This is a genomic window from Pseudomonas sp. GW821-FHT10B02 (assembly GCF_059415665.1).
The window spans coordinates 1-15,113 of the sequence record NZ_JBWKNR010000011.1 but is presented as its reverse complement, the minus strand read 5'-3'; the positions used below and the strand labels follow the sequence as shown (position 1 = coordinate 15,113).

The window sequence follows — 15,113 nt, the reverse complement described above, 5'->3', positions numbered from 1 at the left end:
CTTCTAATCCATTGCGCAGGCTGCTCCATCTCCGGCGCCCGCCGGCCCTGCGACTGCGAGCCGCCGAACTTACCAGATCGAATCGGGGCGCGCTACTCCCGGTGTCTTCGTGGTTGACAGCAGGTTTAGCCACACGTTCGCTTCAGCACACGGGTAGAATCATCATTCTAGACCTATTTGAGAGAAGGTTGATGGCCCAGTCCTACAGTGCGCGCAGCCGCGCCATAGAACCGTTCCACGTCATGGCCCTGCTGGCCCGCGCCAACGAGCTGCAAGCCAGCGGCCGTGATGTGATTCACCTGGAAATCGGTGAACCGGACTTCACCACCGCCGCGCCGATCGTCGAGGCTGGCCAGGCTGCCCTGGCCGCCGGGCATACCCGCTACACCGCGGCGCGAGGTGTGCCGGCGCTGCGTGAGGCGATTGCCGGCTTTTACCAGCAGCGCTATGGCCTGAGCATCGACCCCGAACGAATCCTCATCACGCCGGGCGGCTCCGGTGCCTTGCTGCTGGCCAGCAGTTTGCTGGTGGATCCGGGCAAACACTGGCTGCTGGCGGACCCCGGCTACCCGTGCAATCGGCACTTTTTGCGTTTGGTCGAAGGCGGCGCGCAACTGGTACCGGTGGGCCCCGAGGTCAACTACCAACTGACCGCTGACCTGGTCGAACGCTATTGGGATCAGGACACCGTTGGCGCACTGGTGGCGTCCCCGGCCAACCCGACCGGCACCGTGCTTGACCGCAGCGAGTTGGCCAGTCTGTCGGCGGCAACCCGTGCTCACAATGGGCATCTGGTGGTCGATGAGATCTACCACGGGCTCACCTACGGCATGGATGCAGCCAGCGTTCTGGAAGTCGATGACCATGCCTTCGTCCTGAACAGTTTTTCCAAATATTTCGGGATGACCGGTTGGCGACTCGGCTGGCTGGTGGCGCCACCGGCAGCGGTCAGTGACCTGGAAAAGCTGGCACAGAACCTCTACATCAGTGCCCCGAGCATGGCTCAACATGCCGCTCTGGCCTGTTTCCAGCCACAGACACTGGCGATTCTCGAAGAGCGTCGTGCCGAATTCGGCCGTCGTCGCGACTTCCTGTTGCCTGCTCTGCGTGAGCTGGGCTTCAAGATTGCCGTCGAGCCGCAGGGGGCTTTTTATCTGTACGCGGATATCAGCGCCTTTGGCGGTGATGCCTTCGCCTTCTGCCAGCACTTCCTTGAAACCGAGCATGTTGCCTTTACGCCGGGCCTGGACTTCGGTCGCTATCAGGCCGGGCATCACGTGCGGTTTGCCTACACCCAGAGCCTGCCACGCCTGCAGGAAGCGGTGGAGCGCATTGCCCGTGGTCTGCGGAGCTGGCAAGGCTGATGCGTTTTTCTCCAGCACTGGAAACCGCGCGACTGCTGCGTCGCTACAAGCGCTTTCTGGCCGATATCGAACTGGCCAGTGGCGAGCAGATCACCATTCATTGCCCCAATACCGGCTCGATGCTCAATTGCATGGTCGAAGGGGGGCAGGTCTGGTTCAGTCGTTCCAATGATCCCAAACGCAAGTTGCCTGGCACCTGGGAAATCAGTGAGACGCCGCAAGGGCGTCTGGCCTGTGTGAATACCGGGCGGGCCAATGCGCTGGTCGAGGAAGCTCTGCACGCCGGAATCATCAGCGAACTGGCAGGTTTTACCGGGCTCAGGCGCGAAGTGGCCTACGGCGAGGAGCGCAGCCGGGTGGACTTTCGTCTGGAGTTTGCCGATGGGCCGGCTTATGTCGAGGTCAAGAGCGTGACCCTGGGTTTTGAAGGTTCAGCCGTTGCGGCTTTCCCTGATGCGGTCACCCAGCGGGGCGCCAAGCACCTGCGCGAACTGGCGGCGCTGGCCCGCCAGGGTGTGCGGGCGGTGCAACTGTACTGCGTAAATCTCAGCGCGATCGAAGCCGTGCGGCCAGCCGAGGAAATCGATGCGGTCTACGCGCAAGCGTTGCGCGCCGCCGTAGCCGATGGTGTCGAGGTGCTGGCCTATGGCACGCGCGTCGATGGTGAGCAGGTCTATATCGACCGGGCTTTGCCGGTCCTGCTTACGCCATGAGCCAGATGCCCTGGCTGTCTTCAAGGCAGTCCAGGGCGGTCAGTTGCTCCCCGGCGCAGGGGCCGGCCACGCATTCTCCGGACTCGATCAGAAACAGGGCGCCATGCCGGCCGCAGGCGATCAGGCTGGCGCTGCTGTCGAGAAACTGATCGGGCTCCCAGTTCAGCGGGATGCCGCGGTGCGGGCAGCGGTTGCGGTACAGGTAGACCCGGCCTGCGCGGCGCACGGCAAACACGGCGGTGTCGTCAACGCTGAAGCCACGACTGCGGCCTTCGCCTAATTGGTCGGATAAGCAGAGAAAATGCATAGCAGGGAGTTACCTGGAGTCACTGTTGGTTTGACGCTACCAAACGATACCAACTCCGGGCAAAAAAAAGACCCGGCAAAGAGCCGGGTCAATAACCGTGATTAGCCTGATGAGGAGATAATCTGAGAGTCCGAACCAGGGGCTTTCAGGTTACCCAACCAGTCTCGCGACCAGTTGTGATAATCATAACGATTCTCATTACGGTGTCAACCGCCGCTACTCAATATTCTCAATTATTTTTCTGAACGGCTTTTGCATCGAGCTGTTGGTTCAGGGCTTCCTTGCGTTCGGCCGGAATGTCATTCCAGTGCACGTCGAGCAAGGCGCCTTCAATCGCGTAGAGCAATACCTTCGAGGCCCGGAAGCCACGGGTGCGCACCGCTTTGTAGGCGTTTACCGCACCCAGCCGGCGCAGATCCGAAGCACTGTGGATGCCGACCGCATGCAACCACTGCGCGGAAGTCTTGCCAAGGTTTTTCAGATGCTGGAGTTCATCGTTCATCAAGCCTCCTTGCGACGGCTGAACGGGTCTTGTGGAGGAATCGCTGGCAGGTCAATGAGCAGTGTAGCGGCACTTGGGAAATACGCGGCGTTTTGCCATCGGGCTGCCGACAAGTAGCCGAAAGAAACCCGCCAGGCCACGGCTGGCGGGGGTTCAGCGGAAAAATCAGCGGGTGCGATAGCGCAGTCGAGTGCCGAAATTGACTGACATGAGAATTTCGTCGGCGCTCAGCTCAGTGGGGAAGTAGGTACCGGAGATCTGGGCATGGGCCAGGCTTGCGCCTTCGAGCCCGTTGTGGCGCAGGTCGAGGCCGCGCAGATCGGCAGCGCGGAAATAGGCATCGGTGAAATCAATTCCGCTGGTGTCCAGCTCCCGCAGGTCGAGGCCGCGGAAATCGCCGCCGCGAAAGTCGATACTGACGTCCCTGGGTTTTTCGCGGTTGAAGCTGGCGATCTGTTCGTCATGCACCAGCGCATACAGTGCGCTGTCCAGTTGCCGTGGCTGATTCATGAAGGCGCCTCCTTGTTTGCACTTGTGGTGACACTATAGTGCCATCATTGCGGAGGCGCCGGAGATCAGGCGTGAAGTGTCGACTGCTTCACGTCCTGGGGCATATCAGAGCCCGGGAAGGCGCTGACGGATCTGCTTGACCAGCAGATCGAGGCTGCCGCTTTCGTTGGTTTCGACACGCTTGCTTTGCAGCAGTTCTTCGCTGCTCAGCGGCTCTCGACTGGCCAGCTGGGCTTCGACCACTTCCAGCGTTGCATCGGAAGGATCATTCTTGTCGGCCTGACGTTGTGCCAGCCAGCTGGCGATAACCGCTTGCGGGGCATTGCAGTCGAGGATCAGGAAAGGCACCCCGGTCTCGCTGGCAACGCCGGCCGCCGCCTGGCGCTGAGCCTGCTTGAGGTAGGTGGCGTCAATGACCACCGGGAAACCGGCACGCAGGATGGTTTCGGCCAGGTTGTGCAGGCGGGCATAGGTGGCCTGGCTGGCATCGTTGTTATAGATTCCTTGCTGCAGCTGACCGGCATCGCCTGCCTGCTGCTCGCCGAACATACGCTTGCGCTCTACATCCGAGCGCAGACGGATCGCGCCCAGGGCATCGACCAGGCGCATCGCCACATGGCTTTTGCCCACCGCGGAAACACCGTGGGTGATGGCCAGGAAGCGCGAAGGAATGGCGCTGTAGCTTTCGGCCAGGTTGGCATAGTTGCGGTAGGTGCGCAGGGTGGTGGCACGCTGCACGGCATCGGCATTGGCCGGCATGCTGAACAGGGCGACCTTGGCCCGGACCAGGGCGCGGTAAGCCTTGTAGAAGTTCAGCAGTTCAAGGCCTGCATAGTCGCCGGTCAGTTCCAGGTACTGGCTGATGAAGCGCCGTGACAGCGACTTCAGGCCACGGTCTTCAAGGTCCATGGCCAGGAACGCGGTGTCGGCGTAGACGTCGGTCAGGCGGAACGGCTCGTTGAATTCGATGCAGTCGAAGATGACGACCTTGCCGTCGATCAGGGTGGCGTTGCCCAGGTGGATGTCACCATGGCACTCACGAATGAAGCCTTCGGCCTTGCGTGCCTCGAGCAAGCCGTGAAGGCGCTTGAAGCTGTCCTGGGCCCAGGCCTGCAGGGCGTCGAGTTGCTGCAGGTCGGCTTTGTCGCTGAGGAACGGGCGAATCTGCTCGAAGTTCTGCTCCACCGGCGCCATGACGCTGTCCGGGGTACCCAGCGGATGCTCCACCGAGACCTTGGGTGCCTGCAGGTGGAACTCGGCGATTTGCCGGGCCATCTGGTCGATGTGTTCGGCAGTCAGTTCACCGTTGGCTTGCAGGGTGCTGAGCATCTGGTTCTGCGGGAACTGGCGCATTTTCAGCGCGTACTCGATCGCTTCGCCTTCGCCACCCAGTTGCGGCGCTTCGGCGCTACCGGTGATCGGCAGGACGTCCAGGTACAGGCCTTCGGTCAGGCGCTGGTTCAGGCGCAGCTCTTCGTTGCAGAAGTGCTTGCGTGCGGACAGTTCGGTGAAATCGAGGAAGCCGAAATTCATCGGCTTCTTGATCTTGTAGGCATAGTCGCCAGTCAGCAGTACCCAGGAGATGTGGGTCTCGATGAGCTGAAACTCCTTCACCGGGTGAGGGAACAGGGCGGGGTTCTGCAGCGCGGTGATCAAGGCTTGGCTCACGGGCGATCCTTCTGGGTCTTGGTGATTTCGAGTGGGCCATTATGGCGGTAAGCGAGGCTGGTGCAAACCGCCGGAGGGCGCCTGTCGAGGATCAATAAAGTGCGTATAATCCGCCGCCATGACTCGTACCCGATCCCCCCGTACCGCTAAAAAACGCCCGTCTGGCCGCTCGCGCGCCTGGCTGGGCTGGGCCATCAAGCTCAGCCTGGTTGGCCTTGTGGTGCTGGCCGGCTTTGCCATTTACCTCGATGCTGTGGTCCAGGAGAAGTTCTCCGGCAAGCGCTGGACCATCCCGGCCAAGGTGTATGCCCGGCCGCTGGAACTGTTCGTCGGGCAAAAACTGAGCAAAAACGACTTCCTCATCGAACTCGATGCCCTGGGCTATCGCCGTGAAAGCGTTGCCAACGGCCCGGGTGCCGCCGCCGTCAGCGGCAATACCGTCGACCTCAATACCCGTGGTTTCCAGTTCTATGAAGGCATGGAGCAGGCGCAAGCGGTGCGTGTGCGCTTCTCCGGCGACTATGTGGCGGGTTTGAGTGGCATCAATGGTTCCAAGCTCGACGTAGTTCGGCTGGAGCCGCTGATGATCGGCGGGCTGTACCCGAAGAACCTGGAAGACCGCATCCTGATCAAGCTCGACCAGGTGCCGCCGTACCTGCTGGAAACCCTGGTGGCCGTGGAAGATCGCGACTTCTACAGTCACTTTGGTGTATCGCCGAAGTCGATCGCCCGTGCGGTCTGGGTCAACACTTCGTCGGGTGCCATGCGTCAGGGCGGCAGTACCCTGACCCAGCAGTTGGTCAAAAACTTCTACCTGACCAACGAGCGTAGCCTCAGTCGTAAGCTGACCGAGGCCATGATGGCCTTGCTGCTGGAATTGCACTACGACAAGCGCGAGATCCTTGAGGCTTACCTCAACGAGGTGTTCGTCGGTCAGGATGGTCAACGTGCGGTGCACGGTTTTGGCCTGGCCAGCCAGTTCTTCTTCAGTCAGCCGCTGTCGGAATTGAAGCTGCATCAGGTGGCGCTGCTGGTGGGCATGGTCAAGGGGCCGTCCTACTACAATCCGCGTCGTTACCCGGATCGCGCCACCGTGCGGCGTAACCTGGTACTGGACCTGTTGGCCGAGCAGGGCGTGGCCACACCAGAAGCCGTTGCTGCGGCGAAGAAAATGCCGCTCGGCGTGACCAAGCGCGGCAGCCTGGCCGACAGCTCGTTCCCCGGTTTCCTTGATCTGGTCAAACGTCAGTTGCGTCAGGACTACCGTGACGAAGACTTGACCGAAGAAGGCCTGCGAATCTTCACCAGCTTTGACCCGATCCTGCAGATGAAGTCCGAATCGGCCATGTCCGAGACCTTCAAGCGCCTGGCCGGACGCAAAGGTGCCGACGAGGTCGAGGCGGCGATGGTGGTCACCAACCCTGAAACCGGTGAGGTACAGGCGTTGATCGGCAGCCGTCAGGCTGGATTTGCCGGTTTCAACCGGGCGATTGACGCCGTACGGCCGATCGGCTCGCTGGTCAAGCCGGCGGTCTACCTGACGGCGCTGGAAAAGCCGAGCCAATACACCCTGACCAGTTGGGTGCAGGATGAACCGTTCTCGGTCAAAGGTGGCGATGGCCAGGTTTGGCGGCCGCAGAACTATGACCGCCGCTCCCATGGCACCGTTTATCTGTACCAGGGCCTGGCCAACTCCTACAACCTGTCGACGGCCAAGCTCGGTCTGGAACTGGGCGTGCCGAATGTACTCAAAACCATTGGGCGGCTGGGTGTGAATGTCGATTGGCCGGCCTTCCCGTCGATGCTGCTGGGTGCCGGCGGCATGTCGCCGATGCAGGTTGCGACCATGTACCAGACCCTGGCCAACGGTGGTTTCAATACGCCAATGCGCGGCATCCGCAGTGTACTGACCGCCGAGGGCGAACCGCTCAAGCGTTATCCGTTCCAGATCCAGCAGAGCTTCGATCCGGGGGCGATCTATCTGGTTCAGAACGCCATGCAGCGGGTGATGCGCGAAGGCACCGGCCGCTCGGTCTACAGTGTATTGCCAAGTTCGTTGAACCTGGCGGGCAAGACCGGTACCAGTAACGATTCGCGTGACAGCTGGTTCGCAGGTTTCAGCCAGGATCTGCTGGCGGTGGTCTGGCTCGGTCGGGACGATAATGGCAAGACGCCGTTCACCGGTGCCACCGGTGCCCTGCAGGTCTGGACCAGTTTCATGCGCAAGGCCGACCCGTTGCCGCTGGACATGCCGTTGCCTGACAACGTGGTCCAGGCCTGGATTGATCCACACTCCGGGCAGGGCTCCGACAGCAGTTGCCCGGGCGCAGTACAGATGCCGTATATTCGCGGCAGTGAGCCGCCTGCCGGCGCCGCCTGTGGCGGCACGCAGGATCCCGCCGAGTCCGTCATGGACTGGGTCAAGGGCTGGATGAATTAAGCAAAGAGGGTGTGAAGTGAACAAGTGGTGGATTCCTGCCTTGACGGCACTGGCTTTGCTCAACGGTTGCGCCAACGTTCAGCGTGGCTCGATTCCCGTGGTCGACTCGAGTACGCGCGTGTCCAATAGCGAACGGGTCACGGCCAGTCGTGGTGCCCAGGTCAACGCCGGTACTCGTCAGGCCCAAGCCGTGCCGCAGGACTCCGGTGTCACCGTGATGGTCCCGCAGGGCGCGGGTGCGGCACCGATTCAGACATTCCCGGCTTCGACGGCGTCTGCGCCGATCAGCACCGGTCCGATTACACCGGGGCCAAGCAGTTCGGTGCCATTCGATAGCGGTTCGACCAATGCCGGCAGCTACACCATGCCGAGCACTAGCGCTCCGAGCGCGCCTAGTGGCATTCCGCGCAGCGGCGCGGTCAGTGGTGGCCTGTCGGCTGACGAGCAGCTCGACGGCCCGGTGCTGGCGCTGCTGACTACCGCCCAGCAACAGCAGGGCAGTGGTGATTACAACGGTGCCTCGTCGAGCCTTGAGCGTGCCCAGCGTATCGCCCCGCGCGAGCCGCAGGTGCTTTACCGTCTGGCCCAGGTGCGCCTGGCTCAGGGCGATGCAGCGCAATCGGAACAGCTTGCCCGCCGTGCCCTGACTTATGCCAACGGCCGCCCCGACCTGCAAGCAGGCCTGTGGGGCATCATTGCCCAGGCACGCGAGAAGCAGGGCGACTCGGCAGGTGCGGCGCTGGCGCGGCAGAAAGCCCAGGTCAACCTGTAATGGACCCGCGCATTCTGGATATCGCCGATCACCTGTTGCTGATCGAGCACGAGCTGCACGCCCAGGGTTGGTGGAGTGAGACCGCGCCCAGTGCCCAGGCACTGGCCAGCACTGTGCCTTTTGCTGTCGACAGCATGAACTTCGATCAGTGGCTGCAGTGGATTTTCCTGCCGAAAATGAAAGAGATTCTCGAGAAGGGCCTGGCGCTGCCAAACGCCTCCGGGATCCTGGTCATGGCTGAAACGGTTTATGCCGATCGCCCGGAGGAAAGCCGCGAGCTACGCAGGCTGCTAGCAGAGTTTGACCAATTGATCAGTCCATCTGCCTGAATTTCCCTCTTTTCACCCTTGGAGCCACAGTTTGTGGCTCTTTTTGTTTGTAATGTTGGTTTTTCTGCTGCTGTCGCTAGCATTAGTGGTGGCTGTAGTTCGTCCTTGCGCTAAATTGGCAATAATTTTTCTTGACTTGCGCGCGCCGAAAAAGAAGAATCCAGATTCCGCTGTAGAGGGACTGCCAGAAGCAGACCCGCTAAGCAGATCATGAGGCGCACACCCGCGCCGACCTGTTACACCCCGCAACGCGTTACCTCGCGCTGGGTGGGAAAACCCCGCAACACTTTGGGGCGCTCCCAATACTTGCTCAGTCAGTGCTGACGTAGTCGGCGATTCCGTCGCTCATGCTCTGCTTGGCAGTAAACCTATTAAGACCCGTCCACCGTGGGCGGTATTCTGGCGTTTTAGAGGTGAACAACGTGGAGCTTTTATCTGGCGCTGAGATGGTCGTCCGCTTTTTGCGTGACGAAGGCGTTAAGCACATCTACGGGTACCCTGGTGGTGCTCTCCTGCATGTTTACGATGCCCTGTTCAAAGAACCGGAAGTAAGCCACATCCTGGTTCGTCACGAGCAGGCGGCTACCCATATGGCGGACGGTTACGCCCGTGCCACCGGCAAGGCCGGCGTGGTACTGGTAACCTCCGGTCCGGGCGCAACCAATGCTATTACCGGTATTGCCACTGCGTACATGGACTCCATTCCGATGGTTATCCTTTCCGGCCAGGTGCCTAGCACCATGGTAGGTACCGATGCCTTCCAGGAAACCGACATGATCGGTATTTCCCGGCCGATCGTGAAGCACAGCTTCATGATCAAACATGCCTCGGAAATCCCGGAAGTCCTGAAAAAAGCCTTCTACCTGGCGCAGTCTGGTCGTCCGGGTCCGGTGGTGGTCGATATCCCGAAAGACATGACCAACCCGGCGGAAAAGTTCGAATACGTCTACCCGAAAAAGGTCAAGCTGCGCTCTTACAGCCCGGCTGTCCGTGGTCACTCGGGGCAGATCCGCAAAGCAGCTGAAATGCTCCTGGCTGCCAAACGTCCAGTGGTCTACGCCGGTGGCGGCGTGATCCTCGGTGGCGGCTCGGCTGCCCTGACCGAGATCGCGCAGATGCTCAATCTGCCAGTCACCAATACCCTGATGGGGCTGGGTGGCTATCCGGGTACCGATCGCCAGTTCCTCGGCATGCTCGGTATGCACGGCAGCTACACCGCCAACCTGGCCATGCACCACGCCGATGTGATTTTCGCCGTCGGTGCGCGCTTTGACGACCGTGTGGTCAACGGTCCGGCCAAGTTCTGCCCGAACGCCAAGGTTATCCACATCGATATCGATCCGGCGTCGATCTCCAAGACCATCAAGGCCGACGTGCCGATTGTTGGTCCGGTCGAGAGCGTCCTGACCGAAATGGTTGCGACCCTGCGCGAAATCGGCGAGCAGCCGGAAAAAGCTGCGATGGATGCCTGGTGGAAGCAGATCGAAGAGTGGCGCGGTGATCGTGACATGTTCCCTTATGACAAGGGCGACGGTAACGTCATCAAGCCGCAGACCGTGATCGAGACCCTCTGCGAAGTGACCAAGGGCGATGCCTTCATCACTTCCGATGTGGGGCAGCACCAGATGTTCGCGGCGCAGTACTACCGCTTCAACAAACCCAACCGCTGGATCAACTCCGGTGGTCTGGGCACCATGGGCTTCGGTTTCCCGGCGGCCATGGGTGTCAAGCTGAACTTCCCGGACCAGGACGTTGCCTGCGTCACCGGCGAGGGCAGCATCCAGATGAACATTCAGGAGCTGTCGACCTGCCTGCAGTACGACCTGCCGGTGAAGATCGTCAACCTGAACAACGGTGTATTGGGTATGGTCCGCCAGTGGCAGGACATGGCCTACAACAGCCGTCACTCGCACTCCTATATGGAATCGCTGCCTGACTTCGTCAAGCTGGCTGAAGCCTATGGTCACGTGGGCATCCGTATCACCAGCCTGAAAGACCTCAAGCCCAAGCTCGAAGAAGCGTTCGCGATGAAAGACCGCCTGGTGTTCATCGACATCCAGGTCGACAACAGCGAACACGTCTACCCGATGCAGATCAAAGACGGCTCTATGCGCGACATGTGGCTGAGCAAGACGGAGCGTACCTAATCATGCGGCACATTATTTCCCTGCTGTTGGAAAACGAACCCGGTGCCTTGTCTCGCGTGGTTGGTCTGTTCTCGCAGCGTAACTACAACATCGAAAGCCTGACCGTAGCCCCGACCGAAGACCCGACCCTGTCGCGTCTGACGTTGACCACGGTCGGTCATGATGAGGTGATCGAGCAGATCACCAAAAACCTGAACAAGCTGGTTGAAGTCGTCAAGCTGGTCGACCTCTCGGAAAGCGCGCACATCGAACGTGAACTGATGCTGGTCAAGATCAAGGCCACGGGCGCACAGCGTGCCGAGATCAAGCGCACCACCGATATCTATCGTGGGCAGATCGTCGATGTCAGCAGCAGCGTCTACACCGTGCAGCTGACTGGCGCCAGCGACAAGCTTGACAGCTTCATTCAGGCCATCGGTACCGCGTCCATTCTCGAAACAGTGCGCAGCGGCGTTACCGGCATTGCCCGTGGCGACAAAGTGCTCAGCATCTAACTCAAAAAATTAGCGATGGCCCTATCGGGCCGAGATAACAGGGGTATGTTCATGAAAGTTTTCTACGACAAAGACTGCGACCTTTCGATCATCCAGGGCAAAAAAGTTGCCATCATCGGTTACGGCTCACAGGGTCACGCTCAAGCGTGCAACCTGAAAGACTCCGGTGTGGATGTCACTGTCGGTCTGCGTAAAGGCTCGGCTACCGTTGCCAAAGCCGAAGCTCACGGCCTGAAAGTTGCCGATGTGGCTTCTGCCGTTGCGGCTGCCGACCTGGTCATGATCCTGACCCCGGACGAATTCCAAGGCCAGCTGTACAAGAACGAAATTGAACCGAACATCAAGAAAGGCGCCACCCTGGCCTTCTCCCACGGTTTTGCCATCCACTACAACCAGGTTGTGCCACGCGCTGATCTGGACGTGATCATGATCGCGCCAAAAGCGCCAGGTCACACCGTGCGTTCCGAGTTCGTCAAAGGCGGCGGTATTCCTGACCTGATCGCTATCTACCAGGACGCCTCGGGCAATGCCAAGAACGTCGCACTGTCCTACGCCGCTGGCGTTGGTGGCGGCCGTACCGGCATCATCGAAACCACCTTCAAGGACGAGACCGAAACCGACCTGTTCGGCGAGCAGGCTGTTCTGTGCGGTGGTACCGTCGAGCTGGTCAAAGCTGGCTTCGAAACCCTGGTTGAGGCGGGCTACGCGCCAGAAATGGCCTACTTCGAGTGCCTGCACGAACTGAAGCTGATCGTTGACCTCATGTACGAAGGCGGTATCGCCAACATGAACTACTCGATCTCCAACAACGCCGAATACGGCGAGTACGTGACCGGCCCTGAAGTCATCAACGCCGAATCCCGTCAGGCCATGCGTAACGCTCTGAAGCGCATCCAGGACGGCGAGTACGCCAAGATGTTCATCAGCGAAGGTGCTACCGGCTACCCATCGATGACCGCCAAGCGCCGTAACAACGCCGCTCATGGCATCGAAGTCATCGGCGAGCAACTGCGCTCGATGATGCCTTGGATCGCAGCCAACAAAATCGTCGACAAAGCCAAGAACTAATCGGCTTTTGATGCGATGAAAACGCGGCTTCGGCCGCGTTTTTTCGTTTAGGCGGTCAGCTTCTGGTATAAAGCTTCATCGTCTGTCGGCGAACCCTCGTCGCAGACCTCTGTCGAAACTTTCCACACCGTTGCAAGGTAATGTCCATGAGCGAACGTCCCGAAGAGCCGAACAAGGCCTCTGACGCCGAAAGCCTGCTACCGATCGATGAGCATGTTGAAGAAGGGCATGACGCCGAAGGACGCAAGGTTCGGCATCGCGGTATCTATCTGCTGCCCAACCTGTTCACCACCGCGAACCTGTTCGCCGGTTTCTATTCCATCATCAATTCCATGAGTGCCCAGGCTGCCCTGAGCGCTGGCGATCCGCGTGAAGCGAGCAAGTACTTCGCATTTGCCGCCATTGCCATTTTTGTCGCGATGGTGCTCGACGGCCTCGATGGCCGTGTTGCACGCATGACCAACACCCAAAGCGCCTTCGGTGCCGAGTACGACTCGCTGTCGGACATGGTTGCCTTTGGTGTGGCGCCTGCGTTGCTGGCGTTCGGCTGGGCCCTGGGTGACATGGGCAAGGTCGGCTGGATGGTCGCCTTCATCTATGTCGCTGGTGCTGCATTGCGTCTGGCGCGCTTTAACACCCAGGTCGGCACGGCCGACAAACGCTACTTCATCGGTCTGGCCAGCCCGGCAGCGGCCGGCGTGGTGGCCGGTACCGTCTGGGCTTTCAGTGACTTTGGCATCCAGGGTTCGAAGCTTTCGTTCCTGGTGGCGTTGCTGGTGGCCGCGGCGGGCATGCTGATGGTCAGCAACATCAAATACAACAGCTTCAAGGAGCTGGATCTCAAAGGGCGCGTGCCGTTCGTAGCGATCCTCGCCGTAGTGCTGGTGTTCGCGGTAGTCTTCAGTGATCCACCACGCATTCTGCTGCTGGTGTTCCTCGGCTATGCGGCCTCCGGTCCTGTGCAATACCTGTTGCGCATGCGTCGGCGTAAAAACGTCGAGTGATGTAATTTCGCTCGGGCTCCGTAGTCTACTGGTGCATCAGCCCTCCAGTTCTACGGAGCCATCATGCTCATCAAGCTGTCCAAAGCCTCCGATTGCCGCGAAGCGGACGTCACTCCAGAATCCCTGTATGTCTCGCGCCGTGCCTTGCTCGGCGGTACGGCGGCTACATTGGCGGTTTGCGCACTGCCTCGATGGGCTGGCGCTGCTGAAATGTCGCGCTACGCCGATGCCGATGCCGAGGCGGGCGCGGCGCCCGCCTGGTTCAGTGACAAACTGGCGGCGACCCGCTGGCAGGCGGTTACTGCGCCGGGGGAGGCGATCACCCCCTATAAAGATGCCACTCACTACAACAACTTCTATGAGTTCGGTACCGACAAGGGCGATCCGGCAGCCAATGCCGGCAGCCTGAAGACCGAACCCTGGACGGTGGTGATTGACGGCGAAGTGAGCAAGCCTGGGCGCTATGCGCTGGAAGACTTCATTCAGCCTTATCAGCTGGAGGAGCGTATCTATCGCCTGCGTTGCGTCGAGGCCTGGTCCATGGTCATTCCCTGGCTTGGCTTTCCACTGTCGACTCTGCTCAAGCAGGTAGAACCAACCTCGAAGGCGCGCTTCATTCGCTTCGAAACACTGCAGGATCCCAAGAGCATGCCGGGGCAGCGCTCCAGCTTCGCCCTTATCGACTGGCCTTATGTAGAGGGCTTGCGTCTGGATGAGGCGATGAATCCTTTGGCGATTCTGGCCGTTGGCATGTATGGACGCGAGTTGCCCAATCAGAATGGGGCGCCGTTACGCTTGGTGGTGCCTTGGAAGTACGGCTTCAAGAGTATCAAGTCGATTGTGCGTATCAGCCTGGTGGCGGAGCAGCCGCGTACTACCTGGCAGGCCATCGCGCCAGAGGAATATGGCTTCTACGCCAACGTCAATCCCGAGGTAGATCACCCGCGCTGGACCCAGGCCCGGGAGCGGCGCCTGCCCAGCGGGCTGTTCAGTCCCAATGTGCGTCCTACCCAGATGTTCAACGGCTACGCCGAGGAAGTGGCGGGGCTTTATAGCGGGCTTGATCTGCGGAAGAACTATTGATGCGCTATCCACTGTTTCGACTCGGCATCTTTGTCCTGGCCAGCATCTGGCCGTTGTGGTGGCTATACGAGGCGGCCATGAATGCGCTGGGACCGGATCCCGGCAAGATCCTCGTCGACCGGCTGGGGCTGGGCGCGCTGATCTTTCTGCTGATCACTCTGAGCATGACACCGCTGCAGCGTTTGACCGGTTGGGCGGGGTGGATCGTTTCGCGCCGGCAGTTAGGGTTGTGGTGCTTTGCTTATATAGTGCTGCACATGACCTCGTATATGGTCTTCGTGCTGGGGTTGGACTGGGGGCAGTTGGGCGTGGAGCTGAGCAAGCGACCCTATATCATTGTCGGGGCATTGGGCTTTGTTGGATTGCTGGCTTTGGCCGTAACATCCAATCGTTACAGTCAGCGACGTCTGGGAGCGCGTTGGAAGAAGCTTCACAAGTTGGTCTATGTAATTCTTGCCTTGGGTTTGTTGCACTTTCTTTGGGTTGTGCGGGCCGACCTTAAGGAGTGGGCTGTTTATGCGGGCATTGGCGCCTTACTGCTGGCGCTGCGTATCCCGCTGTTTGCCAAGCGAATTCCGCGCCTTGCGGGTCGAAAAGCAGCTTCTGCAACAAAAGCGTAAATAAGTCCTTGACGGCCCGTTTAATCTCTCTATAATTCGCCCCACTTCCGGCGCAGTCGGAACGGAAAACTCCTTGAGATTCAACGAGTTAG

At 60.0% G+C, this 15,113-nt stretch carries 15 protein-coding genes; 11 read left to right on the top strand and 4 right to left on the bottom strand.

From position 1 onward, the window contains the following. The first annotated feature begins 191 nt into the window (after positions 1-191). Positions 192-1,364, top strand: coding sequence for a pyridoxal phosphate-dependent aminotransferase (locus AC07OF_RS16950; protein WP_157191108.1), 1,173 nt, complete (start codon positions 192-194; stop codon positions 1,362-1,364). Further along, complete coding sequence (sfsA, locus tag AC07OF_RS16945) at positions 1,364-2,077, top strand: DNA/RNA nuclease SfsA (protein WP_157191109.1); 714 nt, start codon at positions 1,364-1,366, stop codon at positions 2,075-2,077. Before AC07OF_RS16950 ends, sfsA begins: the two co-directional genes overlap by 1 nt. Here sfsA and AC07OF_RS16940 read toward each other — a convergent pair. The 4 genes from AC07OF_RS16940 to AC07OF_RS16925 all read right to left on the bottom strand — a co-directional run bounded on the left by AC07OF_RS16940 (position 2,067) and on the right by AC07OF_RS16925 (position 5,064). Continuing rightward, positions 2,067-2,384, bottom strand: coding sequence for a Rieske (2Fe-2S) protein (locus tag AC07OF_RS16940; RefSeq protein ID WP_157191110.1), 318 nt, complete (start codon positions 2,382-2,384; stop codon positions 2,067-2,069). The two genes, sfsA and AC07OF_RS16940, sit on opposite strands and share 11 nt — an antisense overlap. A 229-nt stretch (positions 2,385-2,613) precedes the next feature. Next, complete coding sequence (locus AC07OF_RS16935) at positions 2,614-2,886, bottom strand: TfoX/Sxy family protein (RefSeq protein ID WP_157191111.1); 273 nt, start codon at positions 2,884-2,886, stop codon at positions 2,614-2,616. A 165-nt stretch (positions 2,887-3,051) separates the two neighbouring features. After that, complete coding sequence (locus AC07OF_RS16930; RefSeq protein WP_157191112.1) at positions 3,052-3,396, bottom strand: pentapeptide repeat-containing protein; 345 nt, start codon at positions 3,394-3,396, stop codon at positions 3,052-3,054. 105 nt (positions 3,397-3,501) lie between these two features. After that, entirely contained in the window at positions 3,502-5,064 is a 1,563-nt protein-coding gene (locus AC07OF_RS16925) for a bifunctional aminoglycoside phosphotransferase/ATP-binding protein (RefSeq protein ID WP_157191113.1), read from the bottom strand. Positions 5,065-5,182: 118 nt separating this feature from the next. Between AC07OF_RS16925 and mrcB the strand changes: the two genes are divergently transcribed. From mrcB to msrQ, 9 genes are all read left to right on the top strand, one after another. After that, positions 5,183-7,504, top strand: coding sequence for a penicillin-binding protein 1B (gene mrcB, locus AC07OF_RS16920; RefSeq protein WP_038606841.1), 2,322 nt, complete (start codon positions 5,183-5,185; stop codon positions 7,502-7,504). 16 nt (positions 7,505-7,520) lie between these two features. Next, positions 7,521-8,276, top strand: a complete 756-nt coding sequence (locus AC07OF_RS16915) for a tetratricopeptide repeat protein (protein WP_157191114.1) — start codon at positions 7,521-7,523, stop codon at positions 8,274-8,276. Continuing rightward, positions 8,276-8,605: a YqcC family protein gene (locus AC07OF_RS16910; protein ID WP_342624182.1), complete on the top strand. Its 330-nt coding sequence runs from the start codon at positions 8,276-8,278 to the stop codon at positions 8,603-8,605. The genes AC07OF_RS16915 and AC07OF_RS16910 overlap by 1 nt, the downstream gene beginning before the upstream one ends. Before the next feature lie 422 nt (positions 8,606-9,027). Next, positions 9,028-10,752 carry an acetolactate synthase 3 large subunit gene (locus AC07OF_RS16905; RefSeq protein ID WP_038616232.1) on the top strand — a complete coding sequence of 575 codons (1,725 nt, stop codon included), beginning with the start codon at positions 9,028-9,030 and terminating at the stop codon, positions 10,750-10,752. 2 nt (positions 10,753-10,754) lie between these two features. After that, positions 10,755-11,246 (top strand): acetolactate synthase small subunit, encoded by a 492-nt coding sequence (gene ilvN / locus AC07OF_RS16900; RefSeq protein ID WP_010223016.1) that lies wholly within the window; start codon positions 10,755-10,757, stop codon positions 11,244-11,246. 51 nt (positions 11,247-11,297) lie between these two features. Continuing rightward, the gene (gene ilvC, locus AC07OF_RS16895) at positions 11,298-12,314 is read left to right on the top strand and encodes a ketol-acid reductoisomerase (RefSeq protein WP_038616234.1); all 1,017 of its coding nucleotides are present in this window, start codon (positions 11,298-11,300) and stop codon (positions 12,312-12,314) included. A gap of 146 nt (positions 12,315-12,460) precedes the next feature. Then, positions 12,461-13,318 (top strand): CDP-diacylglycerol--serine O-phosphatidyltransferase, encoded by an 858-nt coding sequence (pssA, locus tag AC07OF_RS16890; protein WP_157191116.1) that lies wholly within the window; start codon positions 12,461-12,463, stop codon positions 13,316-13,318. Between the two features lie 63 nt (positions 13,319-13,381). Continuing rightward, on the top strand, positions 13,382-14,401 hold the full coding sequence (msrP, locus tag AC07OF_RS16885) for a protein-methionine-sulfoxide reductase catalytic subunit MsrP (protein WP_495073260.1): 1,020 nt from the start codon (positions 13,382-13,384) through the stop codon (positions 14,399-14,401). After that, positions 14,401-15,021 (top strand): protein-methionine-sulfoxide reductase heme-binding subunit MsrQ, encoded by a 621-nt coding sequence (msrQ, locus tag AC07OF_RS16880; RefSeq protein WP_157191118.1) that lies wholly within the window; start codon positions 14,401-14,403, stop codon positions 15,019-15,021. Before msrP ends, msrQ begins: the two co-directional genes overlap by 1 nt. The last annotated feature ends 92 nt before the right edge of the window (positions 15,022-15,113 follow it).